The organism is Paracnuella aquatica, from assembly GCF_003332885.2.
GTDB classification, from domain to species: Bacteria; Bacteroidota; Bacteroidia; order Chitinophagales; family Chitinophagaceae; genus Flavisolibacter; species Flavisolibacter aquaticus.
The window spans coordinates 1-23,216 of sequence record NZ_QOWJ01000022.1 but is presented as its reverse complement, the minus strand read 5'-3'; the positions used below and the strand labels follow the sequence as shown (position 1 = coordinate 23,216).

Here is a 23,216-nt window from a genome sequence, read left to right as displayed (position 1 = left end):
CCTGCAGTCCTTTGATGAAGAGCGGTACTGCTTCATCTGGTAACCCAGCGATGTTGTAGTGATCTTCTTGAATGGCAGCTCAACACCCCGCTCACATACATAAGCATTTCTAAAAGGATTGAAGCGAAAGCCCTCCCGGTATGGCTTATACTGGCCAAAGTTTGGAATGTAGCCCACAATGCCTTTTTCTTCCAACGCCTTCAGTGCTTCCCCGCTGCTGAAGCCTGCATCGCAGAGCACTTCTTCCAGGTGCAGGCCGCCTGCTTTCAAATTCGTTATCGCACGATCCAGGATGGAAGGCAAACACTGCGAGTCTTTACGATCTGCGTGGTGTGCTTCGATGGCGGTGATCACATGAGATGCAGTATCGACACTTACCTGTGCTGCATAATTGAGCTGGCGCGGCTTGCCCGGCTTTACACTCACCCGTGCATCGCTGTCCGTTGTGGAGTAATGGGTGTGGTTGGATACAAACTTGGGCAGGTATTCTTTTCCATCTTCACCACCCTTGCCTTCTTCGCCCTTTACTCTTCCGCCTGGCTGGTCTTTGTATGCTTTGGCCTTCCAGTCGTGGTGTTGTTGTACGGCTTTGTTGCGTACAGCACTTACGCTATGCTGCTGCTTGTCATCTGCATTATCATTCTTGTCTGTAGGTTCTTTTTCTTCTTCCTGCTGAAGGCTATCCAGGTATACACCACCATCAAAAAGAATCTCTTTTTCTTTCAGTGAGTCCATGGATGCATTGGCCTTTACCGGAGCGGAATCGATGGCCTGTCTTCTTCCACTAACCATACCTGCATCAATGCACTGCTTGAGCACCGTGGTAAATAGCTCATGGAACAGTTCTTCCCCATATAGCTGGCGGGTACGCGATATAGTGGAATGCCAGGGCAGTTCTTCATCCATGTCATAGCCAAGGAAGTAAAGCATGTCCAGGCGCATAGAAGCAGTATCTATGATGCGCCTATCAGAGAGCAGGTTTTCAAAGTAGCCGATCAACAGCAGTTTAAAAAACACCACCGGGTCGATGCTTTTCTGACCATCCTTGCCATAGTATTTGCGGGTTCTTGCATGTAGCCAGGTAAGATCGAGTGATTCCTTCAGCCTGCGGTAAAAGTTGTGGGATGGAACACGGTCGGATAACTGAAAATGGGTGAACAGCTTCTCTTGATATTGCTTGCGGCCTTGCATGCTAAAAGATAATCAGCAACACGCTTCAATGCAAGCAACAAAGCAGAAAATTTACTGCGTTGTGCAACACGCACAAAGGTTTCGCCTCGGAGCGGGCTTTCGTGGTTAAAGAGGATGCCATTGCAGGCATACATGCCATAGGCTTCCCGATAGTTTACCGTAATCCAGTAGCCATACAATTTGGCCACTGCATATGGCGAACGTGGATAGAAAGGCGTAGTTTCTTTCTGTGGAATTTCCTGCACCAGGCCGTAGAGTTCGGATGTAGATGCCTGGTAAATGCGGGTCTTTTGTGACAGGCCCAGCAGGCGTACTGCTTCGAGGATGCGCAGGGTACCAATGCCATCGGCATTGGCAGTGTATTCAGGCGTATCGAAGGAAACTTTTACATGCGACATGGCACCGAGGTTATAGATCTCGTCGGGTTGTACTTCCTGGATGATACGGATCAGGTTGGTGCTGTCGGTCAGGTCGCCGTAATGCAGTATAAAATTGCGGTTGCGTTCGTGCGGATCCTGGTAGAGGTGATCGATGCGATCGGTATTGAACAGGGAAGAGCGGCGTTTGATGCCGTGAACGATGTAGCCTTTTTCCAGCAGCAGTTCAGCGAGGTACGCACCATCCTGGCCAGTAACGCCAGTGAGGAGTGCAATTTTTTGTGCCATTATTTCGGGTTCGGTTTTGGGTGAAGGTAAATTAATATATGATTTGATTGTGTATGGTTATTATTTGTGCTTGACTGAAAGGTGTTGCACTGAGCAATGGTTTGTGCATTTTCTGAACTGTTTCGTTTGATTGCAGCCATGTTATTTTAGTTGCACTTACCGTCCTGAAAACGAAGATATTCTTAAGGCTAGTTCAGATCCCTCCTGCGTCGGGATGACAGAGGGCTGGAGGTTGTCATTGCATTGAATTAACAGCAGCGATCTTTAATTTTGTCCATCTGGGCGCCGCGAAACATCCGATTGTAGCTGCGGGTTCAATTATGCCGAGCTCAGATCCTTCCTTCGTCAGGATGACAAACAAAAGCGCTGTTGTTTGGCGATATCCTGATGCGCCAGGCTACGATTGGGTAGCAGCTTTTTCACGCTTCAGACCTTTCAGGTAAGTACCATAGCCGCTTTTTGCCAACGCCTCGGCATGCCTGGCCAGTTGTTCATCATTGATGTACCCCATGCGCCAAGCGATTTCTTCAATGCAGCCGATCTTGGTGCCCTGGCGTTTTTCAATCACCCGGACAAATTCCGTTGCGTCGTGCAGCGAATCGAATGTGCCGGTATCGAGCCAAGCGGTACCGCGATCAAGTATGGAAACTTTCAATTCACCTCGTTGCAAATATTCTTTATTGACATCAGTTATCTCATATTCGCCCCTGGGTGATGGCGCCAAATTCTTTGCGATTTCCACAACATTGTTGTCGTAAAAATAAAGTCCCGGTACTGCGTAATTTGATTTAGGCTGCTGTGGCTTTTCTTCAATGGAAAGCACGTTGCTGTCCTCATCAAACTCCACCACACCATACCGCTCAGGATCGGATACTTCGTAGGCAAATACATAACCTCCATCTACATCAGACAAGGCTTGTAACTGACGGCCCAAGCGGGAACCATAAAATATATTGTCGCCCAATACCAGCGCCACTTTATCCGAACCAATGAAGTCGGCGCCGATCACAAACGCCTGCGCCAGCCCATTGGGCACTTCCTGTATCGCGTATTCAAACCGGCAACCTACGCTGCTGCCGTCACCCAGCAGGCGCTTGAATTGCGGGTGATCTTCCGGCGTGGTGATGATCAGGATTTCATTGATGCCCGCCATCATCAATACCGACAAGGGATAGTAGATCATCGGCTTGTCGTAGATGGGCATCAGTTGTTTGGAGATGGCTTTAGTAATCGGGTAAAGCCTGGTGCCGGATCCGCCGGCAAGGATGATTCCTTTCATGAGTAAGGTTGAGGAGTTTAGGCGTTTAGGCGTTTAGCGTTTAGCGTTTAGGGTTTAGGGTTAGGGGTTAGATACTGTTTCATTTTTTGTACATTGATGTATCGTACTCCCTTTTTATTAACCATCTGCTTACGATTAACATTTAAATTCATGCATACCTACTCGTTTGAAAAGCTGGATGCCTGGAAGGAAGGCAGACATTTGGTGGTGATGCTGTATCACCTGACGCAAAGTTTTCCTCCAGATGAAAAATTTGGTTTGACCTCACAAATCAGGAGGGCCGTAGTATCTGTTGTTTCCAACATTGCTGAGGGTAGTGCCCGGAGTTCTGCTAAAGATCAAGCACATTTTTATCAAATTGCCTACAGCAGCCTGATTGAAATATTGAACCAAATTATTGTTGCACATGACCTTCGGTTTATCGGCCCTGATCAATTGTTTGAAATTCGGGCTGCTGTTGAGCGATTGTTGGCCTTGATTGCCGCACTGCGAAATTTTCAGCTTCAAAAAGCAAACACCTCCAAACTCAACCCTAAACTCCTCAACCCCTAAACCCTCAACCCTTCTCTCCATATTGCTGCACGTAATACTGCTGGTAAGCGCCGGAGGTTACATGCTCCAGCCATTCGCCATTTTGCAGGTACCAATCAATGGTTTGGGCCAAACCTTCTTCAAATGTTACCGATGGTGCCCAACCCAATTCACTGTTGATCTTTGAAGCGTCGATTGCATAACGACGGTCGTGGCCCGGACGGTCTTTTACGTAGGTAATGAGCTTTTCGCTTTCTCCTTCCGGCCTACCCAGTTTGGCATCCATCAGCTTGCAGAGCAGCTTTACCAGGTCAATGTTTTTCCATTCATTAAAGCCACCAATGTTGTAGGTGTCGCCTTGCTTGCCCTTATGAAACACCAGATCAATGGCTGTTGCGTGGTCTTTCACAAACAACCAATCACGGGTGTACAGGCCATCGCCGTAAACAGGCAGGGGTTTGTTGTTAATGATGTTATGGATGAACAGCGGGATCAGTTTTTCAGGGAAATGATTGGGACCATAATTGTTGGAACAATTAGTGACCACAATAGGTAAATGATAGGTTTCACCGTAAGCCCGTACAAAATGATCGGAAGCCGCTTTGGAAGCCGAATAGGGCGAATTGGGATCGTAGGGCGTAGTTTCAGTAAACAAGCCTTCTGCACCCAATGCACCATACACTTCGTCGGTGCTTACATGGTAAAAGCGTTTGCCTTCAAAATTACCTCCCCAATGTTTTTTGGCAGCATTCAACAGGTTGACGGTACCCACCACGTTGGTGTAAACAAAATCAAGCGGGGATGAAATCGACCGGTCGACATGCGATTCGGCAGCCAGGTGAATTACGCCATCAGGATTGTATTGGGTAAACAAACGATCCAGCTCCGGAACATCCAGGATGTTTACTTTTTCAAATATATAATTCGGTGCGTCTTCAATATCGCGCAGGTTTTCGAGGTTGCCTGCGTAAGTAAGGGCATCCAGGTTAATGATGGTGTAATCGGGGTACTTGTTAACAAACAAGCGAACCACATGCGAGCCGATAAATCCGGCCCCGCCGGTGATGATGATGGTCATTGAGGAGTTGGAGGTTTAGCAGTTTAGAGGTTGAGGGATTAGGGTTGAGGGATTAGGGTTGAGGGTTTAGGGTTTAGGGTTTAGGGTTTAGGGTTTAGGGGTTTAAAAACTAAACCATAAACTCTAAACCCTAAACGCCTCTCAGGAATATGCAAAATGATGTTTGCTGCGGTACCAATCGAAGGTAGTTTTCAGTCCGTCTTTCACAGATACTTCGGGCTGATAACCCAGTAAGTCTTTGGCTTTTGAAATGTCGGCAAGACTGTGCCGCACATCGCCCCTGCGTTCAGGACCGTATTGGGGAGCCAGATCACTACCGGCCAAGCCCTTAATGCTTTCGAATAATTGATTCAACGATGTTTGTTCCCCTACCGCCACATTGTACACTTGGTTTACTGCTTCGGTATTCGTTGTGGTTAGTGCCAGGATGTTTGCCTGCACCGCGTTAGCCACATAGGTAAAATCGCGGCTGGTTTCTCCGTCGCCATTGATCTGCGGCGCTTCGTTGTCGAGCACAGCTTTTACAAACAGCGGGATCACTGCTGCGTATGGTCCTTTCGGGTTTTGCTTCGGTCCGAATACGTTGAAGTAACGCAAACCGATCAATTGCATACCATAAGTAGTGGCATAAACCCGGGCATACAATTCATTTACATATTTGGTAACGGCATATGGCGAAAGCGGGTTGCCGATGCGGTCTTCCACTTTAGGCAACCCGGGATGGTCGCCATAAGTAGAAGAAGAAGCGGCGTACACTATACGCTTCACTCCCGTTTCCTTTGCAGCAGTGAACAAGTTCAAGGTACCGGTTACGTTCACCTCGTTTGACGTCAATGGATCGTTGATGGAACGGGGCACCGAACCCAACGCAGCCTGGTGGCTGATGGCATCGATGCCTTGACACGCTTCCAAGCATGTGGCATAATTGCGTATATCACCTTCGACAAATTCGAACCGGGGATCCCCCCTGAATTCTTCGATGTTTTGCAAGGAACCGGTTGACAGGTTATCCAATACCCGTACCAGTTGAATATCGCTGCGGTCCAACAGTCCTTTTACCAAGTTAGAGCCAATAAATCCGGCGCCGCCGGTAACGAGTATGTTCATGGAGGGGGTTGAGGGGTTGAGAAGTTTAGGGTTTAGGGGGTTAGGGTTTAGGGGTTTAGGCAGGGTGTTTTTTGCTGCGCTTTTTCTTACCCTTTCCTTTCAGCCAGCCAAACAGGCCATTGCCATTAGCGCCCGATTTGGTTTCTTCTTCGAAGTAACCGGAATTTTCGCCGTAGCCATAAGTGTATCCATACCGGCCATATCCGTAGTAACCATACCCTGCTTGTAGCTGCACGTCGTTGATCACGACCGACATGTGTGGCAGCTTGCCGGAGTGGTACAGTTCATCGATCAAGCCGACCTGCTTTTTCAGGGTGCGTCCCTGGCGGGCAATATACAGCGTAGCATCGGCAAAGCGGCTTAGGGTTTGGGCATCGCTTACAATACCTACCGGCGCGGTATCCATTACTACTATATCAAAATTGGCACGCAGCCAGGTAAACAGGGTCTCCAGTTGCGGACTGAGCAGCATCTCTGCGGGGTTGGGTGGCACCGGGCCACAGGAAAGCACGAACAAGTTATCGTAACCAGCTACCGGGATGGGCAAATCTTCCATTGCCACTTTACCCAAGAGCCAATTAGTCAAGCCCGGTTTCTTCTGCATGTTTAAACCGGAAAGGATCTTCGGCTTACGTATATCGAACTCCAGAATAATGGTGCGCTTGTTGGCCAGAGAAAGTACGGCACCAAGGTTGGTCGATATAAATGATTTGCCCTCTCCACTATACGTAGATGTGACCAAGATCACAGGGTTTTGCATGTTGGAAAGGATGTACTGCAGGTTGGAACGGATCACCCGGAACTGTTCCGCCACCATGCCCCGACTATTGGGTTTGGCCACCAGGGTTTCTTCGGAAAATGAGTGTCCCACCTCGCCTAAAATGGGCACATCCGAAGCCTTTTCAATATCGGCACGGCTCGATACTTTATCGTTCAGGGCTTCTTTTGCAAAAATCACCAGGGCTGGTAGCAAAAGTCCTGCGACTATGGCAATCAGTTGGGTAGTTTGCTTATTTGGCGCCACCGGGGTTTTGGCCACACTGGCGTCCTCCACTACTTTAATGTTGGAAATGGTTGCCGCCAATGAAATAGCCGTTTCTTCCCGTTTTTCCATCAGGAAATTGAACACGCTTTGTTTCATTTCCTGCTGCTTCTTGATCTCCAACAGGTTTTGCTCCTTTAGCGGCAGTTGTTGAATCTCAGCGCGGACAGTGCCCCGGTTTTGCTGCAACCGGCTGATGGCCGCACCATAAGCCGCTTTTACATTCGTGATGCTTTCCAGTATGTTCAGCCGCAGTTGTTCGATCTGCCCTGTTTTTTGCTGCACCCGTGCATTAGCTGCGGGAACATTGGCATCCAGCAACCCCTTCCGTTCCAATTGGGCCACATTATAAGCGGCAATCATCGTGTTCAGGGTGGGGTCGCTCAAACCAAGTGAAGACGGCACTACGTTAAAATCATTCTTGCTGTCGCGCAGATAGGCCTCGATCATGTTGGCCACGTTTACCTGTACCTGCTGGGTGTTGATCTGCTCTTCGTAATTATCAATCTTGGTCAGGTAAGAAGATGATTGCGTAGTCGGATCTAATAGGTTATTAGCCCTTTGATAAGCCAGCAAACTGCCGGTAACACTATCGAGTTCGCGGGATACTACCTGCAGGCGGTCGTCGATAAAGTTGATTGTCTGGCGCTTGGTCTCGTTTTTATCTTCGATGGTCACCACCTTGTATTCCTGCATCAATTGGTTGAGCACATCGGCGGCCAGCACCGGATGGGTATTTTGAAACGTAAGGTTTAATATACCAGTGGTACCTTTTGGTGCAACCAGCAAATCAGCAGCATAGGCCTTAGCCAGTTGCCTGGTAGGATGCCAAATGACCTTGTAGGCTTCCCCTACACTGGCACCCGGGCGGCGGATCAGCCGGAATGTGCTGCCAGCAACAGAAAATGGCTGGCCAAAGGCATACGATGCATTCCCATCTTTTACCTTGAATGCATCGTTGTTATTGAACTCAAACTCCAACTCTTTGGTGCTGCCCGAATCTGCCAAAGTGATTGCTTCTACAAAAAAAGGCACATCCTTATAATGATGTACCTCACGTATATTTCCCTTGGTGAAATATTGAAAATTAAGTTGCAGATTGTCAACCACCCGCTGCATCAGTTGATGCGACTTGAGCAGTTCAATCTCATTTTGAACATTGATTGAGTTGTCTAAAACAAATAGCTGTGAAAAGCGGTCGTTGGCTTCGCTTCCACCACCAGTTCCGCCGTTGCCTTCACTTTTTATGATCAGGGCGCCCGCCGATTCGTAAGTGGGGGTTGTGTAACGCAGGTATAAATAAGCGCCTAGTAAAGCAAAAGCCACAGAAAATACGAACCACGGCAAAAACCGGATATACTTAAAGAACAGTTCTTTAATATTCAGGCTTTGGGGTTCTTTCTGGGCTATCTGGAGCTGATCTTCCATTTATTAAGTGGATACGGACTTAACGTGTAAAAATGTTATATACTACAGCGATGCTGGTAACAATGGTCAATACAAATCCAACCTGTTGTGCAATGCGCTGCTGTTCTGCATTACGGGCCTTGTAACGGGTGGCCTGTACCAGTAAGATGTCGTTTTGCTGCAACTGGTAATAAGGTGATTCGAACATCTTGGCGGAGGTCAGATCGATGACGCCCAGCCGACGCTGCCCGTCATTTTCCCGTAACACTTTCACGGCTGTTTTATTTCCAAACTGGGTAATATCACCGGCCATAGCCAGTGCCTCCAGGATGGTCAGGTTTTCCACCGGTACCGTTTGAACCCCTGGTGCAGATACCTCGCCCATAATACTCACCCGGAAATTTTGAAACCGTATATTCACCATAGGGTCAGCTAGTTCAGCCTTTAATTTTTCTTTAATCCGGTCGGCTAATTGCGATTTGGTAAGCCCTTCCACTTTCAACACCCCGATACGAGGCATTTCGATTTCGCCGCGTTGGTCCACTAAATAGGCGTTCAACGGATTATTAGCCTGCGCTGCACCAGCATTTCCTGTTTGTAAGTTATACAGTTGATCGACCGTTTCATCTAAACTGGCACTGCGAATCCGGATGTTCAACAGATCATTTTTCTGTATCACCGGCTCCGCCATATACCGGCTGATGCGCATGGTGGTATCCTGCAGGTCTTCCACGTAGTTCTGAATGGCCCGCTGCTCGGTTCTGCAAGAGGTGATGAATAACCCGCAAAAAAGTACCAGCAATAGGGAGTTACGCATGGGTACGTGTTAGTTTGAAATAAGTTTATTTTTATCGATATCCGCCACCAGCATATATCCCAAGCTCTCAATCTGCACGCGGGCCACTTTGTTTTTTATTTCCAGCACCTTCCCGTCGCGATCCATGAGCGGACCGGCAATGATGCGCACCTGCTGGCCGGGCTGTAATTCCATCTGCTCCAACCGCACATTTTCATGTTCGTCTAAAAAGCGTTGAATGGTTTGTATTTCCTTGTCTTTGACAATGGCGGGCTTGCCGTTCCAATACACAAAATTGATCACCCCTTCGGTCATACGGACCTCGGTGCGGCCCTCATCGGTGATGCGTACAAATACATACGACTTGAACAGGGGCTCCTCCACCAGCTTTACGCGGTCGCTCCATTTGCGCCGCACTTTATTGAGCGGGCAATAGGATTCGATTCCTTTTTGGGTGAGCAGCTGGGCCACTTTCTTTTCCCACCGGGGCTTGGTATACAGGGCTAACCACTTGTGACTCATGGGCAATTGGCATGGCTTCGCCACCTCAGTCACACGTCTTTTCTTTGACACATACCGAGCAGCTAACCAGAAACGGGTGCAAATATAGGCCATGCGCTGTGACTGACAAACCCATAAAAAGTGCAGATTTTGAACAAGTTATTGATCAAAGCTGGATAACATATTTATCCGGCCATTTTGCAAGCCATAAATTTCGCCCGTGCTGGTACAGGTAGCCATTCCTAAAGAATTGAAAGCCAACCGATACCCTGCACGGCTTACCCACCCTTGCTGCTGAGCTGGGTTGCCCACCACTAATGCATAGGCGGGTACATCTTTGGTCACCACCGCGCCAGCACCAACCAAGGCATATTCCCCAATTGTTACCCCGCAAACAATAGTGGCATTGGCGCCAATGCTGGCCCCGCGGCGCACCAAGGTGGTCCGAAACTCCGTTTTCCGCTCAATAAAACTTCTTGGATTAATAACATTGGTAAAAACCGCCGAAGGACCGATAAATGCGTCATCCTCCACGATCACCCCATTATACAGCGACACATTGTTTTGGACCTTTACCCGATTGCCCACCACCACTTCATTATCAATGAACACGTTTTGGCCAATATTACAGCCCTGCCCCACCCGGCTGCGCGGCATCAGGTGGCAAAAATGCCAGATGCGGGTGCCGGCACCAATCACTGCGCCTTCGTCTACCACGGCAGTTGGGTGTATGAAAACTTCGCTGTAGCTCATGAATACATTTTGGGCGCATCAAAGTATTACTTTTAAACCAAAACCGCTGTTTTGAAACAACGATATCTTGCCCTTGATGTGTTCAGAGGGGCCACCGTGGCCTTTATGATCCTCGTAAACAACCCCGGAAGCTGGTCGCATATTTTTAGCCCGCTGGAGCATGCACCCTGGCATGGCCTTACCCCCACCGATCTTGTTTTTCCCTTTTTCCTTTTTGCCGTGGGCAATGCGCAGGCTTTTGTGCTGCCGCGGCTGGCAGAGCAGGGTGATGCGGTGTTTTGGAAAAAATTACTAAAACGAACCGCACTAATATTCCTCATTGGTTTGTTCCTCAACTGGTTCCCGTTCGTGCAATGGCAGGATAACGAGCTCCTTTTCAAAGGATGGACCTGGACCCGCGCCAACGGCGAACTAGCCGGGGTGCGGATCTTTGGCGTGCTCCAACGCATTGCGCTGTGTTACTTTTTTGCCTCCATCATTATTTATTATGCCAAACCAAGGGGCGCATTTGTCATTGGCTCCATCCTGCTCCTGCTGTATTGGGCCTGGTGCATTGGGGCAAACCCGGCCGATCCGTACAGCCTGGCCGGCTGGGGCGGCACTGCCATCGATAAGGCCATTTTGGGCGAAGCCCATATGTACCGCGGCGAGGGCATCCCCTTCGACCCTGAAGGACTGGCCAGTACATTACCTGCTGTAGTGAACGTGATCTTTGGCTTTTTGGTGGGCGATTATATCCGCAGACGTGGGCTGATGCAACAGCAGGCAGCCCTTCCGCAAGGCGGCACACATCCGCAGTTTGAAACCGTCGCTGTTTTGCTGCTGGCCGGCGTGGCGCTGCTGGCCGCAGGCTATGCCTGGAACCTTTCTTTCCCCATCAATAAAAAAATATGGACTTCTTCTTTTGTGGTGGCTACCAGTGGGCTGGCCATTGCGCTGCTGGCTACGCTGGTGTATTTTATTGAAATAAAGGGCAGCCGCGGCAGGTGGACTTACTTTTTTGAAGTGTTTGGCAAAAACCCGTTGTTTATTTATGCGCTGAGCGGACTGATCCCAAAGCTGCTGTGGCTTATCCGCATCCCGGCCGGCACTACAAATTCCGGTGAGCCAAAATTTGTTAATCCATGGGGCTGGTTTTACCAGGCTGTTTGTGCCAAAGTGCCGGGTCCGCCCGAAGTTGGTTCTTTTCTTTTTGCGTTGTGTTTTGTGGTGTTGCTTTGGGCTATTGGGTATTGGATGGATAAAAAGCGGGTATACATCCGGGTGTAAACATCAGCGTCTGTTCGTCATTGTGAAGCGCATTTTAAATTATGTCGTTGAAATTTTTTTGCGCCGTAGCAATTTCCCTTCCAAGCATCACTCGAGTATTGCATCAGGACGAGTTGGAGATTACTTCGGCGCATTAGCCACAAATTTTACCATGTAGCTAATGCGCCTCGCAATGACGGTAACAGCAATTGCTGAATGCTGCCCACCCAAACCCATACTTTATTTCTTCGCCCCTTTGCTCCACTGCTTGGGCACGGCGCCATCCATTTGTACAATCCTGGGATAAAAGGTGCCAACGATATCAACCAGGTCAGCTTGCGCCTGCATTACCTCGCGGATGTCTTTGTAGGCAAATGGCGCTTCATCCAACCCGCCGCCCAATAGTTTTACGCCGTGCTCCTGCAGGTATTGGTTCAGCTCTTTATGGGTAATGCTTTTTAAAGCAGCAGTGCGGCTCATCTTGCGGCCTGCGCCATGCGAAGCCGAAGCCAGCGAAGCTGCTTCGCCCCTGCCCCGCACAATATATCCCGGCGCCGTCATGGAGCCCGGTATTATGCCGAGCACACCTTTCCCTGCAGGCGTAGCGCCCTTCCGGTGCACAATTACTTCGCGGCCGTTGTACTGTTCTTTCCAGGCAAAATTGTGGTGGTTCTCTACCATCTGCAGCGGCCGCTGGCCCAGTGCCTTGGCAATTTTCTGGTGAATGATGTGGTGACAGGCAGAAGCATAATCGCCAGCCAGGTTCATCGCCATCCAATACTCCTGCCCTTCTTCCTCGGTAAGATCGAGCCAGGCCAGGTTTTGCGCCTCGCCGGGCAGGCGCCGCTTTTTCTTGGCCACTGCGGTATAATGGTTGGCAATGGCTGCACCCAGCCCACGGGAGCCCGAATGCGACAACAACCCCAGATATTTACCCGGTGCAATGCCCAAACCACCCACACCATTATCCAAATCTTCATCGCGAATTTCCACCACACCAAACTCCACAAAGTGATTGCCCGAACCAGAGGACCCCAGTTGTTTCCATGCCCTACCCTGCAGCCCTTTCAACAGCGATAACTCATCAAACTCCTTCCGGTACATTACCTCGTGGTCGGCAGGCTGGGCAAACTGCGCACCGCTGCCAAACAGCGTGGCTTCCACCAGTTGTTTGGTAAAAAATCCTTCCCTTGCTTCCAATTCTTTCGGCGCCATGCTAAATACCGACAGGCACATGCGGCAGCCAATATCCACACCTACGCCGTAAGGAATTACGGCGCCCTCCGTAGCCAGCACACCGCCAATGGGCAGGCCATATCCATGGTGCGCATCGGGCATGAGGGCGCCCGCCACCGCCACCGGTATTTTGGCGGCGGTATGCATCTGGTGCAGCGCTCCCTGCTCAATGCCGCCGGCGCCAAACACCTGGAAAGGCACGCCTTCAGTTTTCAACCGGATCTCATCGCCCGGACCGGCAGGCCTGGGCAACAATGCCGCAGCAATTTTACCCAACACACCATCATGCGCATACTGGTTGGGGCTCTGTATGATGGAACGCAATATTTCCAGCGCATCTTCTTTCGACAGGTGTTTGAAGTGTTGCTCCATCACGTTCATGGCAATAGAAATCACCGGCCCTTCCGGGTAGCCTATTGCCCGCAGCTCTTTGCCGCTTAGTTTTAATTTTGCCATACCATAATTTTTAAACAGGCTAATACTTTATAGCCCGTTGCTTGTTTTTAATTTGCCCATCCCGCACTTCTAAACCCAATCACTTCGGGCCGCTTTGGCTCAAATTCCATGTCGGCCTGGTTGCTGATTTCCGCAACCGTCATCGGGCGGGTAATGGTGGTGTCAAATCCTAAATGGTCGCTCAGTCGTTGTGCTTTGTGCACGCCCAGTTTTCCAAATTCATATTTCGCAATCAGGCGTCCTTTGCGCATCAGCGCATTGTCTACCAGGGTCAGCGAGCTGTTGAACGTGCAGATCAATTGTACGTTCAAAAAATCAGCCAGCAGCCCGTCGGAAATATTCAGGAGATTGGACACTGCCGAACTGCCAGACGCCTTGCGATCCATGATGATGTTTTCCGCATCTTCAATAATGACCACCGTGTTGGGATTGTCGATCAACAGATCGATAAATGCAGGGTTCATCAGGTCGCCGGCAATATTGGGCGACAAAAACAGCACCCGCTTTTTGATCTTTCCAATCAGGTACCGCAGGTAGGTGGTTTTGCCGGTGCCGGGCAAGCCATGCAGCAACACAATTCCTTTGTCGCTACTGCGGTTCAGCCTGTTGTAAATAACACCGTGCACTTCTTTAAAATCATCATCGTAAAAAAGATCCAGGTCAAGGGATTTGCGTTTTACTTCCATAGCCCGCAACTCAAGGCCATGTGTACCCGAAACAATCAGGTTCATCTCAAGCGGCTTGCGACGCACTTTCTCTTTATAGCGTTGTGCCAGCTCTGTAATGGCTGCTACAAATGCATCATCGGTATCGTCGTGAAATAGCTCCGCATACCAGCATCCTATTTCAATAACGCAACCGTTGCGCAGCATCAATACCGCTTTATCAAACTCGTAGCGCTTTCCTTTTTTATCAAAAGGCCGGTATGCATATACGGCAGTGATCATGTCGGCGTATTGATCCTTGATGGCAGCGCAAACTTTTTCTCCATCAATGCCGTTTACAAATGACACGGACGGAATCTTGTTAAAAAAATATAAGTACACCAGCTTTCCTTCCAGGTAATCCTTACCAAAAATGCTGCTGGCATTCATTGTTTTTTGTTGGAATGTTTGTTCCATAAAATGTTTGTGTGTATCGTGTTTTCAAAAACTGCAAGCATCTATTAAGATGCCTGACTGATCGATTTGTCTTCACCGGCTATGGCGCTTGCACGCAGCAACAACAAGAGTTGCCGCACAACTAGTACCACCAATAAAAGTTTCATTGTTCCTGTATTTTATTGCATTAAAAAAGGCCTGGATGTATGTACACCGGGCCTTTCAGTAACCAACAGGATTGGTCGCCGCTACACTAAAGCCGGTGATAATATTATTCCGTAAACAAGCCGCCAATCAGCAGCAAACACAGCGCTACCCTTTGCACAAATGCCCGCAGCGAACTCGCTGCAAAAGCCACGCAGGCTGCATGGAAGAATGTGTTGCCGCATACTCATAAGATTTGTGTAAAAGCAAAGCCCCGCATGCTATACGGGGCTTTGGGTGTATGTAGATTTTACCAGATCAAACTACTGCACACCACGATTGGCACCGCAAACAATATTCCATCCCAGTGGGCGGAATCCTTTGCTGCTGATATGTACAATAGTGCGAAACATTGTTACTGTGTTTTGTGGCTGCAAATGTAATTAACTACAATGCACATACGCAAATATTTTTACATAAATTTTATTGCAGCTATGTTGTAATTATTTTTTCGCTCCATGTTGTAGTTATAAAACAATCATGCTCTTAAAGAACAACTCCTTGAACCGACTTATGGCCAGTGCTGTTTTCAAATGAAAAGATTCAGCGCTTATAGCGCTATTGAATAATGATCTATTCTTCAAACCAATTACAACTCAATATCCATCGAGCAGGTAATAACTCGGTAATAAATATTTACGCTAAAACACCTAGCTATTGATTGATCAAAACAATTTTCCCTGTTCGCCGGGCCGGTAAAACTGCGTACTATCCAACGACACTTTCTCTTTATTCAATCCAAACTTTTTCAGGTACGTTTTAAACTGCGCAGCAATCATATCCGCCACCGGTCCTTCGCCGCGCATTCGGCTGCCCCATTCACTATTGTTCACCTGGCCCCCATGCGATGCCTCAATCATGTGCCATACTTTTGCAGCCCTGTCGGGAAAATGCCGCTGCAGCCAATCGTAAAATAAAAGCTTGATGGCGCCATTGAGCCGGATAAAAGTATAACCCGCAAACGTAGCGCCGGCAGCCGCCGCAGCCTCCAGTATCGCAGGTGTTTCGTGGTCGTTCAATCCCGGAATGATAGGGCCAAGCATCACGCCGGTTTGTATGCCCGCTTTGCTCATGCGCTCCACGGTACGCAGGCGCTGTGCGGCAGTGGCGGTTCGGGGCTCCAGCACCCGCCGCAGGTCTTCGTTTAGCGAGGTGATGGTGAGCAACACAGATGCGAGGCGCTTTTGGGCCATCGGTTGCAAAATATCCATGTCGCGCAGCACGCCGGCGTTTTTGGTCAATATGCCCACCGGTTGATTGAACTCGGCACATACTTCCAGCAAGCCACGCGTCAGCCGAAACTTTTGCTCTGCGGGCTGATAGCAATCTGTGTTTCCACTCAAAGACAGCGGCACTGCATTCCAGGCCCGATGCATCAGAAATTTGCGCAGCAACTGCGGTGCATTTTCCTTCACCATAATCTTTGTTTCAAAATCAATTCCTGCACTGTAACCCCAATACTCGTGGCTGTTGCGGGCATAGCAATAAATGCAGCCATGCTCGCAACCATTGTATGGGTTCATGCTGTAAGCCATGCCCACATCGGGGCTTTCCACTTTATTGACCAGCGTTTTTGCCTCAATGGAGATGAACTGCGTTTTGGGATCCGGCGTTTCCCATTCATCAATGGCTTCTGGGTGCTCCTGCTCGTAGTGTTGTGCTAAAAACCTGTTGCCCGTATTCATCTGTGCGCCGCGGCCTTTTTTAATGTCGGTGTTGCTGTTGGCCGTTGCCAAAAGGTCCACACCCTTTTTGCTGCGGCTGATATAGGAAGCCATAAAAAATCGTTGGTTGTTGTTTACAAAAGCTTGAACCACTAAGGCCCGAAGTGCACAAAGGAGCACTAAGGAAGCCTGTTGCATTGAGGCCTGTTTTTCATTAGGTATCTTTACCTGCTGTTTGCACAAACCTTTACGCCATGTGTTACCATTATTCCATCAGCAAAAAACCCAGCATGCAACATGCAGAATGGGAAATGCCGTTTGAACCGGTGTATCATGCCAATGGTTTCGATTTTCCATTGATGCCGGTAATGACCGGCGCCGAACCCAATAAGGTGCAGGCGTACCGGTGGGGATTGATTCCATCTTGGACAGGCTCTCTTACCGATGCAGACAAGCTGCGAACGCAAACACTCAATGCCCGCGGCGAAACTATTTTTACCAAACCCGCCTATCGATCCTCGGTGCAGCAACGCTGCCTGGTGCTGGCCGATGGTTTTTTTGAATGGATGGAATTCGGCAAAAAAAAGTACCCGCACCTCGTGCAATTAAAAGACGAAAGCGTATTTGCATTTGCGGGTTTGTACAGCCACTGGACCGATAAGGAAACCGGCGAAGTGTTCCGCAGTTTTACCATCATCACTACCGATGCCAACCCATTGATGGCCCGCATCCACAACACCAAACAACGCATGCCGGTTGTGTTGCCCCAAGCGTTATGGAACGAATGGCTGCAACCTGAACTCACCAAAGAACAAATTGCCGCCCAACTCCACCCCATCGATGACAGCATCATGGAAGGCTTTCCCATTTCCAAACGCATCACCACCCGCGGCGTAGATACCAATGTGCCCGAAGTGCGGGAAAGGGTGGATTACCCGGAACTGGCTTTTGCATGAAAGTCGGAAGACCGAAGACGGATGTCAGAAGACTTTTACTTTACCCATAAACATCTTCGGACTTCGGTCATCGGTCTTCTGACTACATTACGCAAAAAGCACTCCCTGCCGCACTTCGGCACCGCGGCTTAAGAGCTCCATGCGGCGCAGCACTTCGTAGCGGCTGCCCGGTGCCGATCGGCGCAGCAGCAACAATGCATCGGCTTTAAAACGGCCCGTAAACTGGCGGTGCTCCAGCTCCATCCACATACCAATAAACTTCAAAGGCTTCAACCCGTGCGCCAGTACCAGGTGCGGTTCTGCAAAAAACTGCGGATCCTGCTGCGGCACCTGCATCAGCCATTTGAGCTTTTTTATTTCTTTAAAAAATTCGGCAAACATACCGCGGCCGGCCATGGGTATATATAATGTATGCGAAGGGTAAGCGGCAAAATCTTTCAGTTCAATCATCTGCGGATGCAATCCCATAACGGTTTGCTGCAGGCGCTCTACCAGTTTGTCTTCGCTTTTTTCGTACGCAAAAAACTTGGCCAAGGTTAACGACGGCTTCAGGCTCCAGCCTTCTTTTACGCCGTGGCGCTGGTGCAGGTCGGTGCGCAGCGCCTGCACTTTTTGTTGCATCGTTTCGGGCAGGGGCACAATCAGTCGGTATTCGTGCACCCGGTAACCGGGCATCTGCAGGTCTATGCTCATACAATATGGTTTTAGTGTGGACAATCTAATTTCCTTAGCATAAAATTACTAATTAATTTAGCACATTCAAACCAACCCCATGCCACAAACGAATTTTTTTGCTGCACCCGGTGCGGCGGTGCCGCCGGCACAGCATATTGATCTGAACGATCAGTTGGTAAAAAATAAAGCATACACCTTTTTATTGCGTGTGGCCAGCAATGCCATGCAGGAAGCCGGCATACAAAAAGGCGATGTAGTGGTGGTGGACCGGGTGATGGAACCCAAAAACGGATCGGTGGTGATTGCTGCGTTGCAGGACGAACTCATTATCCGCCGGTACGAATGCACAGAAGGTTGGGCAAGGCTGGTGCCGGCATCAGGCCAACTGGCACCCATAACCGTAACGCCTGCATCGGGGTGTGTACTATGGGGCGTGGTAACTTATGTGATCCGAAGTATTTGAAAAAGAAAAACGCTTTGCATGCAAAGCGTTTTTTATTACTAAAGGGTGAAGCTCAAAAGTTTTTAGTGTGCCGGATTGTTATGATGTTTAACCGTTAAACGGAATGGTCAAAACCTTGCCGCTGTTGCAGCTGCAGGCATCGTTAATTTCAAAACGATACAGACCTAAACCACTGCGATGCCAGCTTTTCCCAAGGCAGATCGGTATTGTGGTTATTGTTCACCTGCAAGCAGCATTCTTCATCATTGGTTAATACTTCCGAAGTGCGGCGGCCGTAGGCTACCAGGGCCATTACCAGCATTGCTGTAAGGCTAATGCCCAGCAATACACTTCTGAAAAGTTTGGTACTCATATCATCGGTTTTGGGATTGGACGAAAGTAGAAACCTTAATGTTACAGGTTTTGTAAAAAATAATTTTAACCGCCCTTTGCACAGGTATATTTGCCCCTCAAATTGCCTTTTTATGAATGAAAAATTTGTGCAGCGCATCCACTCCGAAGTGGAAGCGATCAAAGCATCCGGGTTGTATAAAACCGAACGCGTTATTGCATCGCCGCAGGGCGCCGAAATTGTAGTGAACGGCCAAACAGTGCTGAACTTTTGTGCCAACAATTACCTCGGCCTTTCCTCACACCCCAAAGTATTGGAAGCAGCCGAAGCTGCATTGGGCAAAAGGGGCTATGGCATGAGTTCGGTGCGGTTTATTTGCGGTACGCAGGATGTGCACAAAGAACTCGAACGCAAGATTTCTGAATTTCTCGGTACAGAAGATACCATTTTATATGCCGCTGCATTTGACGCAAACGGTGGTGTGTTTGAGCCCTTGTTCACCGATGAAGACGCCATCATTTCCGATGCGCTGAACCATGCTTCCATTATTGATGGCGTACGCCTGTGCAAGGCGCAGCGCTACCGCTACGAGCACAACAACATGGCCGACCTGGAAGCCAAACTGCAGGAAGCCGCCGGTGCCCGCAGCCGCATCATTGTTACCGATGGCGCCTTCAGCATGGATGGTACCATTGCGCAGCTCGATGTTATTTGCGACCTCGCCGATAAATACGACGCGATTGTAATGATCGACGAAAGCCATGCCTCCGGCTTTCTGGGTAAAACGGGCCGGGGCACACACGAGCATTGCGGCGTAGTGGGCCGCATTGATATCATTACCGGCACACTGGGCAAAGCACTGGGTGGTGCACTGGGTGGCTTTACCTCTGGCCGCAAAGAAGTGATTGATATGCTGCGTCAGAAAAGCCGGCCGTACTTGTTTTCCAACTCGCTGTCGCCGGTAATTGTGGGCGCATCCATTGCCGTGCTCGATATGCTGCGCGAAACCACCGAGCTGCGCGACAAGCTGGAACACAACACCAAATATTTCCGCAGCAAAATGACCGAGGCCGGTTTCGACATCAAGCCCGGCGAACATCCCATTGTGCCCATCATGCTGTACGATGCAGTGCTGGCGGCGCAGTTTGCCGACAAGCTGCTGCAGGAAGGCATTTACGTGATCGGGTTCTTTTTCCCCGTGGTGCCCAAGGGCCAGGCTCGCATCCGCGTACAATTGAGTGCCGCCCACGAGCAGGCACACCTCGATAAAGCCGTCGATGCATTTACCCGCATTGGCCGCGAACTGGGTGTGCTGAAATAGCGACTCCTTACTTTTTGATCAATCCCCGGATGCACAACGTCCGGGGATTTTTTTATGTTTCCGGCTTAAGTAATACTAACCAGGCGGCTGTTGCGTCGCACACTTGTACGTTCTTATCGCTATTCGGCAGGTTGAACCACGGAGGCACAAAGGGCACGGAGGAACACGGCAAAGACTATACGTCTTGATACTTTACAGGCTTTGGGATATTTATAAAGCTCCCCATTCGCTTTACAATATTTACAGCACTCATCCGTTTACCATAAACCCAATGCAACATCCAATATCCATGAGAAAACTTTTCCTAATATTTGCCCTCATTGTTTTTGCCTCCAGCCTTACCTCCTGCGTTACCATGAAACGCGATTGCCAGGGCGGCCGCCACGTGAAGCTTAAGAATGGCATTTATATCTAATTGGTCGCGGTGTTGGTTCAATGTGGTGTCTATTTAGCCCGCAGCAAAAACAAAGCTTCTGCCCCACTCCCATTACTTTTGCCAAAATAATTGGCCCGCATGAAGCATTACCTGTACCTGGTGTTTATAACCTTTGCATTTTGGAACTGTACGCCCAACAACGTAACCGAAAACGCATCGCTGGAACAATATTTTACCCAAAATGGCGCCCACGGCACCTTTGCCCTGCTCGATAACAACTCGGGCAACTTTACGGTATACAACCTGAAGCGCTACCGCGACAGTGCCTTTGTACCGGCTTCAACTTTTAAAATTGTCAACAGCCTCATTGGCTTGCAAACCGGCATCATCGAAAACGACAGCATGGTGATTGCCTGGGACGGCGTGCAGCGTTCGGTGCAGGCATGGAATAAGGACCTGAATTTTTACGACGCCTTCCGCGTTTCGGCAGTGCCTTATTTCCAGGAAGTGGCCCGCCGCATAGGTAGGGACACCATGCAGCAGTGGTTGGATACGCTGGCCTATGGTTCTAAAAAAATCACATCGGCCATCGATACCTTTTGGTTGGACGGTTCTCTCACCATCCGCCCCGACGAACAAATGGGACTGGTGAAAAAACTTTATTTCAACCAGCTGCCGTTTCATAAGATCAACCAGGAAATTGTAAAAAGGGCGATGTTGTTTGAAGATCAGCCCTTGTACAAATTAAGCTACAAAACAGGCTGGCAGTACGACGAAAAAACGGGCAAGAAGCATGGCTGGATTGTAGGCTGGATCGAAGAAAACCGCCACCCGTACTTTTTTGTACTCAACCTTGAAGCGCCGGGCAGGGACTATGACATGACAAAAGCCCGCATGGCCATCCTCAAAGGCATCCTCGGCGAACTGGAATTTATGCGCGGCGAAAAATAATGTAGCATAAAAGTTGCAAGTTCTGCGTTCACAAGTTCACGGGTTCACAAGTTTCCCGGCTAACATGTGAACTTGTGAACAAAGAAACCCGTGAACTCATTCTCCCATGCCCGAAATCAATTTTCAATACCCGCAGTTCCTTTGGCTACTGGCAGCAGTGCCCCTGCTCCTGCTGGTGTACCTGTGGTATGCCTGGCAACGCCGCACTAAAGTGCGCCGCATGGGCGACGCGCCATTGGTGCGGGAACTGCTAGCCACCGCGGCACCCGGCCGGCAAACGGTAAAGTTTTCGCTGGCACTGATCGCCTTTGCATTGGGCTGCCTGGCAATGGCCAACCCGCGGCACCCCGAAAAAGGCAGCATGGAAGTACGCAAGGGCATCGACATCATGATGGTGCTGGATGTGAGCAGCTCCATGCTGGCGGCCGAAGGTGTTACCAGCCGGCTCACCGCGGCCCGCAGCATGTTGCAGCAACTGGTGTCGCGGCTGCCCAACGACCGCATTGGCCTGGTGCTGTTTGCCGGCGATGCTTATGTGCAGATGCCCCTCACGTTTGACCGCGGTGCTGCCGACCTCTATATTTCCGGCGCTTCGCCGGCGGCTGTAAAAGCGCAGGGCACTGCCATTGGCGATGCGCTGGCGCAGGCCATGGCCTCTTTCGATCCGGAATCGGAGCGCTACCAAACCATTGTACTGCTCACCGATGGCGAAACCCACGACGAAACAGCCCTCGACGAAGCCAAGGGCATGGCGGAGCGGGGCATTTCCATACATGCCGTTGGCATTGGCAACCCGCAGGGCTCCACCCTTACCGATACAATTTTGGGCACCGACCGCCGCGATGCCATGGGCAACGTCATTATATCAAAACTAAATGAGCCACTGCTGCAGCAACTGGCCACCGGCACCGGCGGGCAGTATTATCGTTATAATGGAAATGCGCGGGATATTGCCACTGCACTGGCCGAACGTTTTGGCCAGATGGAGCAAAAAGGCCTCGGCGATGCCTCGCAGTTTAATTACCTGACGCTGTACCTATGGGCCGCCGTGCCCATGGCGCTGCTGCTGCTACTGGAAATATTTGTGCCCACACGAAAAAAGAGAAAGGCATGAGGGGAAGATTTTTTCTGATTTTGATTGCTATTGCCTTGCCGGCGCTGGCGCAAAAAGGCGACAAGGATATTGCCACCGGCAACCAATATTACCGCACGGGCCAGTACGATATGGCCGAAAAATTTTACCGCAAAGCTCTGAAAGACGACCCGGCCAGCACCACCGCTGCCTATAATTTATCCAATGCGCTATACCGGCAAAAACGCTATAAAGAATCGCTGGGCATTTTGGGCGCCATTAAAGTGGCTGGCGACAATAAAACCCTGCAGGCCGCCGTGCAGTACAATACCGGCGTGGCACACACAAGGGAGCGGGATTTGGAAGCCAGCATCGAATCATACAAAGCTGCGCTGCGCCTCACCCCCGACGATAAAGAGGCCCGTGAAAACCTGCAACTGGCGCTGCGCGAACTGAAAAAAGAGCAACAGCAGCGGCAGCAAAAACAACAGCGCAGTTCCATGAGTCAAAGCGAGGCGGAACGCAAACTGCAGCAGTTGCAGCAAAAGGAAAAACAGATCCAGCAACGCCTGCAGCGCAACAGCCCGATGCAGGGAAGCGGGATGGAGAAAGACTGGTAAGACCAAATTTGAAAATTGGGAAATTTGAACATTTGAAAATGGCAGCTCCTATTCACATTGAATGAGTCCATTGCAATAAAACGCTGTCCTTTAGACTTGCATTTTTGATTATTGCGGTGGTTTTCTTTTTGTTGTGGTTTACTTCTATACTGTTTGCTTTCTTTGGTTGGCTATTGGTTTAGTTTTTTTGTAC

General features: G+C 49.7%; 23 protein-coding genes. 9 read left to right on the top strand and 14 right to left on the bottom strand.

Annotated features, from left to right (window positions below; genetic code table 11):
* The 3 genes from DRJ53_RS20325 to rfbA form a co-directional block, all read right to left on the bottom strand.
* The coding region (locus tag DRJ53_RS20325) for a transposase (RefSeq protein ID WP_114237513.1) at window positions 1-1,191 on the bottom strand (1,191 nt) is incomplete at its 3' end.
* Window positions 1,101-1,856, bottom strand: coding sequence for a GDP-mannose 4,6-dehydratase (locus DRJ53_RS20320; protein WP_241558650.1), 756 nt, complete (start codon window positions 1,854-1,856; stop codon window positions 1,101-1,103). The genes DRJ53_RS20320 and DRJ53_RS20325, both read right to left, overlap by 91 nt.
* A gap of 397 nt (window positions 1,857-2,253) precedes the next feature.
* Window positions 2,254-3,135, bottom strand: a complete 882-nt coding sequence (gene rfbA, locus DRJ53_RS20315; protein ID WP_114237512.1) for a glucose-1-phosphate thymidylyltransferase RfbA — start codon at window positions 3,133-3,135, stop codon at window positions 2,254-2,256.
* A 150-nt stretch (window positions 3,136-3,285) separates the two neighbouring features.
* Here rfbA and DRJ53_RS20310 point away from each other — a divergent pair, with 150 nt between their 5' ends.
* The gene (locus tag DRJ53_RS20310) at window positions 3,286-3,687 is read left to right on the top strand and encodes a four helix bundle protein (RefSeq protein ID WP_162303950.1); all 402 of its coding nucleotides are present in this window, start codon (window positions 3,286-3,288) and stop codon (window positions 3,685-3,687) included.
* A 4-nt stretch (window positions 3,688-3,691) separates the two neighbouring features.
* On the opposite strand, the gene rfbB is transcribed toward DRJ53_RS20310, so the two are convergent.
* The 6 genes from rfbB to DRJ53_RS20280 form a co-directional block, all read right to left on the bottom strand.
* A complete protein-coding gene (rfbB, locus tag DRJ53_RS20305) occupies window positions 3,692-4,744 on the bottom strand; it encodes a dTDP-glucose 4,6-dehydratase (RefSeq protein ID WP_114237510.1) in 1,053 nt (350 codons plus the stop codon).
* A gap of 141 nt (window positions 4,745-4,885) precedes the next feature.
* Complete coding sequence (locus DRJ53_RS20300) at window positions 4,886-5,851, bottom strand: SDR family oxidoreductase (RefSeq protein WP_114237509.1); 966 nt, start codon at window positions 5,849-5,851, stop codon at window positions 4,886-4,888.
* A 55-nt stretch (window positions 5,852-5,906) separates the two neighbouring features.
* Window positions 5,907-8,321, bottom strand: coding sequence for a GumC family protein (locus DRJ53_RS20295; protein WP_114237508.1), 2,415 nt, complete (start codon window positions 8,319-8,321; stop codon window positions 5,907-5,909).
* A 19-nt stretch (window positions 8,322-8,340) separates the two neighbouring features.
* Window positions 8,341-9,117 carry a polysaccharide biosynthesis/export family protein gene (locus tag DRJ53_RS20290; protein WP_114237507.1) on the bottom strand — a complete coding sequence of 259 codons (777 nt, stop codon included), beginning with the start codon at window positions 9,115-9,117 and terminating at the stop codon, window positions 8,341-8,343.
* 9 nt (window positions 9,118-9,126) lie between these two features.
* The gene (locus tag DRJ53_RS20285) at window positions 9,127-9,618 is read right to left on the bottom strand and encodes a UpxY family transcription antiterminator (protein ID WP_114237506.1); all 492 of its coding nucleotides are present in this window, start codon (window positions 9,616-9,618) and stop codon (window positions 9,127-9,129) included.
* Between the two features lie 138 nt (window positions 9,619-9,756).
* Entirely contained in the window at window positions 9,757-10,350 is a 594-nt protein-coding gene (locus DRJ53_RS20280; protein ID WP_114237505.1) for an acyltransferase, read from the bottom strand.
* Between the two features lie 51 nt (window positions 10,351-10,401).
* Between DRJ53_RS20280 and DRJ53_RS20275 the strand changes: the two genes are divergently transcribed.
* Entirely contained in the window at window positions 10,402-11,619 is a 1,218-nt protein-coding gene (locus DRJ53_RS20275; protein ID WP_114237504.1) for an acyltransferase family protein, read from the top strand.
* Window positions 11,620-11,838: 219 nt separating this feature from the next.
* On the opposite strand, the gene DRJ53_RS20270 is transcribed toward DRJ53_RS20275, so the two are convergent.
* The 3 genes from DRJ53_RS20270 to DRJ53_RS20255 form a co-directional block, all read right to left on the bottom strand.
* Window positions 11,839-13,290, bottom strand: coding sequence for an RtcB family protein (locus DRJ53_RS20270; protein WP_114237503.1), 1,452 nt, complete (start codon window positions 13,288-13,290; stop codon window positions 11,839-11,841).
* A gap of 47 nt (window positions 13,291-13,337) precedes the next feature.
* Entirely contained in the window at window positions 13,338-14,411 is a 1,074-nt protein-coding gene (locus DRJ53_RS20265) for an AAA family ATPase (RefSeq protein ID WP_114237502.1), read from the bottom strand.
* Between the two features lie 848 nt (window positions 14,412-15,259).
* Window positions 15,260-16,372: a PA0069 family radical SAM protein gene (locus tag DRJ53_RS20255; protein ID WP_114237514.1), complete on the bottom strand. Its 1,113-nt coding sequence runs from the start codon at window positions 16,370-16,372 to the stop codon at window positions 15,260-15,262.
* Between the two features lie 140 nt (window positions 16,373-16,512).
* On the opposite strand from DRJ53_RS20255, the gene DRJ53_RS20250 reads away from it, so the two are divergent.
* Entirely contained in the window at window positions 16,513-17,214 is a 702-nt protein-coding gene (locus DRJ53_RS20250) for an SOS response-associated peptidase (protein ID WP_114237500.1), read from the top strand.
* An 87-nt stretch (window positions 17,215-17,301) separates the two neighbouring features.
* Here the strand turns inward: DRJ53_RS20250 and DRJ53_RS20245 are convergent, their stop codons facing one another.
* The gene (locus DRJ53_RS20245) at window positions 17,302-17,907 is read right to left on the bottom strand and encodes a 2'-5' RNA ligase family protein (RefSeq protein WP_114237499.1); all 606 of its coding nucleotides are present in this window, start codon (window positions 17,905-17,907) and stop codon (window positions 17,302-17,304) included.
* A gap of 79 nt (window positions 17,908-17,986) precedes the next feature.
* Here DRJ53_RS20245 and DRJ53_RS20240 point away from each other — a divergent pair, with 79 nt between their 5' ends.
* The gene (locus DRJ53_RS20240; RefSeq protein ID WP_114237498.1) at window positions 17,987-18,352 is read left to right on the top strand and encodes a LexA family protein; all 366 of its coding nucleotides are present in this window, start codon (window positions 17,987-17,989) and stop codon (window positions 18,350-18,352) included.
* A gap of 148 nt (window positions 18,353-18,500) precedes the next feature.
* Here the strand turns inward: DRJ53_RS20240 and DRJ53_RS21190 are convergent, their stop codons facing one another.
* Complete coding sequence (locus DRJ53_RS21190; RefSeq protein WP_123893735.1) at window positions 18,501-18,704, bottom strand: hypothetical protein; 204 nt, start codon at window positions 18,702-18,704, stop codon at window positions 18,501-18,503.
* A gap of 112 nt (window positions 18,705-18,816) precedes the next feature.
* Here DRJ53_RS21190 and kbl point away from each other — a divergent pair, with 112 nt between their 5' ends.
* The 5 genes from kbl to DRJ53_RS20220 all read left to right on the top strand — a co-directional run bounded on the left by kbl (window position 18,817) and on the right by DRJ53_RS20220 (window position 23,023).
* A complete protein-coding gene (gene kbl / locus DRJ53_RS20235) occupies window positions 18,817-20,004 on the top strand; it encodes a glycine C-acetyltransferase (protein ID WP_114237497.1) in 1,188 nt (395 codons plus the stop codon).
* A 289-nt stretch (window positions 20,005-20,293) separates the two neighbouring features.
* Complete coding sequence (locus tag DRJ53_RS21815; protein ID WP_262707877.1) at window positions 20,294-20,419, top strand: hypothetical protein; 126 nt, start codon at window positions 20,294-20,296, stop codon at window positions 20,417-20,419.
* A gap of 99 nt (window positions 20,420-20,518) precedes the next feature.
* On the top strand, window positions 20,519-21,331 hold the full coding sequence (locus DRJ53_RS20230; RefSeq protein WP_114237496.1) for a penicillin-binding transpeptidase domain-containing protein: 813 nt from the start codon (window positions 20,519-20,521) through the stop codon (window positions 21,329-21,331).
* Window positions 21,332-21,437: 106 nt separating this feature from the next.
* A complete protein-coding gene (locus DRJ53_RS20225) occupies window positions 21,438-22,445 on the top strand; it encodes a VWA domain-containing protein (protein ID WP_114237495.1) in 1,008 nt (335 codons plus the stop codon).
* Window positions 22,442-23,023 carry a tetratricopeptide repeat protein gene (locus DRJ53_RS20220; protein ID WP_162303948.1) on the top strand — a complete coding sequence of 194 codons (582 nt, stop codon included), beginning with the start codon at window positions 22,442-22,444 and terminating at the stop codon, window positions 23,021-23,023. Before DRJ53_RS20225 ends, DRJ53_RS20220 begins: the two co-directional genes overlap by 4 nt.
* The last annotated feature ends 193 nt before the right edge of the window (window positions 23,024-23,216 follow it).

Coding starts and splice junctions, on each gene's coding strand:
- DRJ53_RS20230 (WP_114237496.1), top strand. CDS start 20,519: ATGAAGCATTACCTGTACCTGGTGTTTATAACCTTTGCATTTTGGAAC.
- DRJ53_RS20250 (WP_114237500.1), top strand. CDS start 16,513: ATGTGTTACCATTATTCCATCAGCAAAAAACCCAGCATGCAACATGCA.
- DRJ53_RS20295 (WP_114237508.1), bottom strand. CDS start 8,321: ATGGAAGATCAGCTCCAGATAGCCCAGAAAGAACCCCAAAGCCTGAAT.
- DRJ53_RS20265 (WP_114237502.1), bottom strand. CDS start 14,411: ATGGAACAAACATTCCAACAAAAAACAATGAATGCCAGCAGCATTTTT.
- DRJ53_RS20245 (WP_114237499.1), bottom strand. CDS start 17,907: ATGAGCATAGACCTGCAGATGCCCGGTTACCGGGTGCACGAATACCGA.
- DRJ53_RS20255 (WP_114237514.1), bottom strand. CDS start 16,372: ATGGCTTCCTATATCAGCCGCAGCAAAAAGGGTGTGGACCTTTTGGCA.
- DRJ53_RS20225 (WP_114237495.1), top strand. CDS start 21,438: ATGCCCGAAATCAATTTTCAATACCCGCAGTTCCTTTGGCTACTGGCA.
- DRJ53_RS20220 (WP_162303948.1), top strand. CDS start 22,442: ATGAGGGGAAGATTTTTTCTGATTTTGATTGCTATTGCCTTGCCGGCG.
- DRJ53_RS20290 (WP_114237507.1), bottom strand. CDS start 9,117: ATGCGTAACTCCCTATTGCTGGTACTTTTTTGCGGGTTATTCATCACC.
- rfbA (WP_114237512.1), bottom strand. CDS start 3,135: ATGAAAGGAATCATCCTTGCCGGCGGATCCGGCACCAGGCTTTACCCG.
- DRJ53_RS21815 (WP_262707877.1), top strand. CDS start 20,294: ATGAGAAAACTTTTCCTAATATTTGCCCTCATTGTTTTTGCCTCCAGC.
- rfbB (WP_114237510.1), bottom strand. CDS start 4,744: ATGACCATCATCATCACCGGCGGGGCCGGATTTATCGGCTCGCATGTG.
- DRJ53_RS20270 (WP_114237503.1), bottom strand. CDS start 13,290: ATGGCAAAATTAAAACTAAGCGGCAAAGAGCTGCGGGCAATAGGCTAC.
- DRJ53_RS20310 (WP_162303950.1), top strand. CDS start 3,286: ATGCATACCTACTCGTTTGAAAAGCTGGATGCCTGGAAGGAAGGCAGA.
- DRJ53_RS20300 (WP_114237509.1), bottom strand. CDS start 5,851: ATGAACATACTCGTTACCGGCGGCGCCGGATTTATTGGCTCTAACTTG.
- DRJ53_RS21190 (WP_123893735.1), bottom strand. CDS start 18,704: ATGAGTACCAAACTTTTCAGAAGTGTATTGCTGGGCATTAGCCTTACA.
- DRJ53_RS20320 (WP_241558650.1), bottom strand. CDS start 1,856: ATGGCACAAAAAATTGCACTCCTCACTGGCGTTACTGGCCAGGATGGT.
- kbl (WP_114237497.1), top strand. CDS start 18,817: ATGAATGAAAAATTTGTGCAGCGCATCCACTCCGAAGTGGAAGCGATC.
- DRJ53_RS20280 (WP_114237505.1), bottom strand. CDS start 10,350: ATGAGCTACAGCGAAGTTTTCATACACCCAACTGCCGTGGTAGACGAA.
- DRJ53_RS20240 (WP_114237498.1), top strand. CDS start 17,987: ATGCCACAAACGAATTTTTTTGCTGCACCCGGTGCGGCGGTGCCGCCG.
- DRJ53_RS20285 (WP_114237506.1), bottom strand. CDS start 9,618: ATGAGTCACAAGTGGTTAGCCCTGTATACCAAGCCCCGGTGGGAAAAG.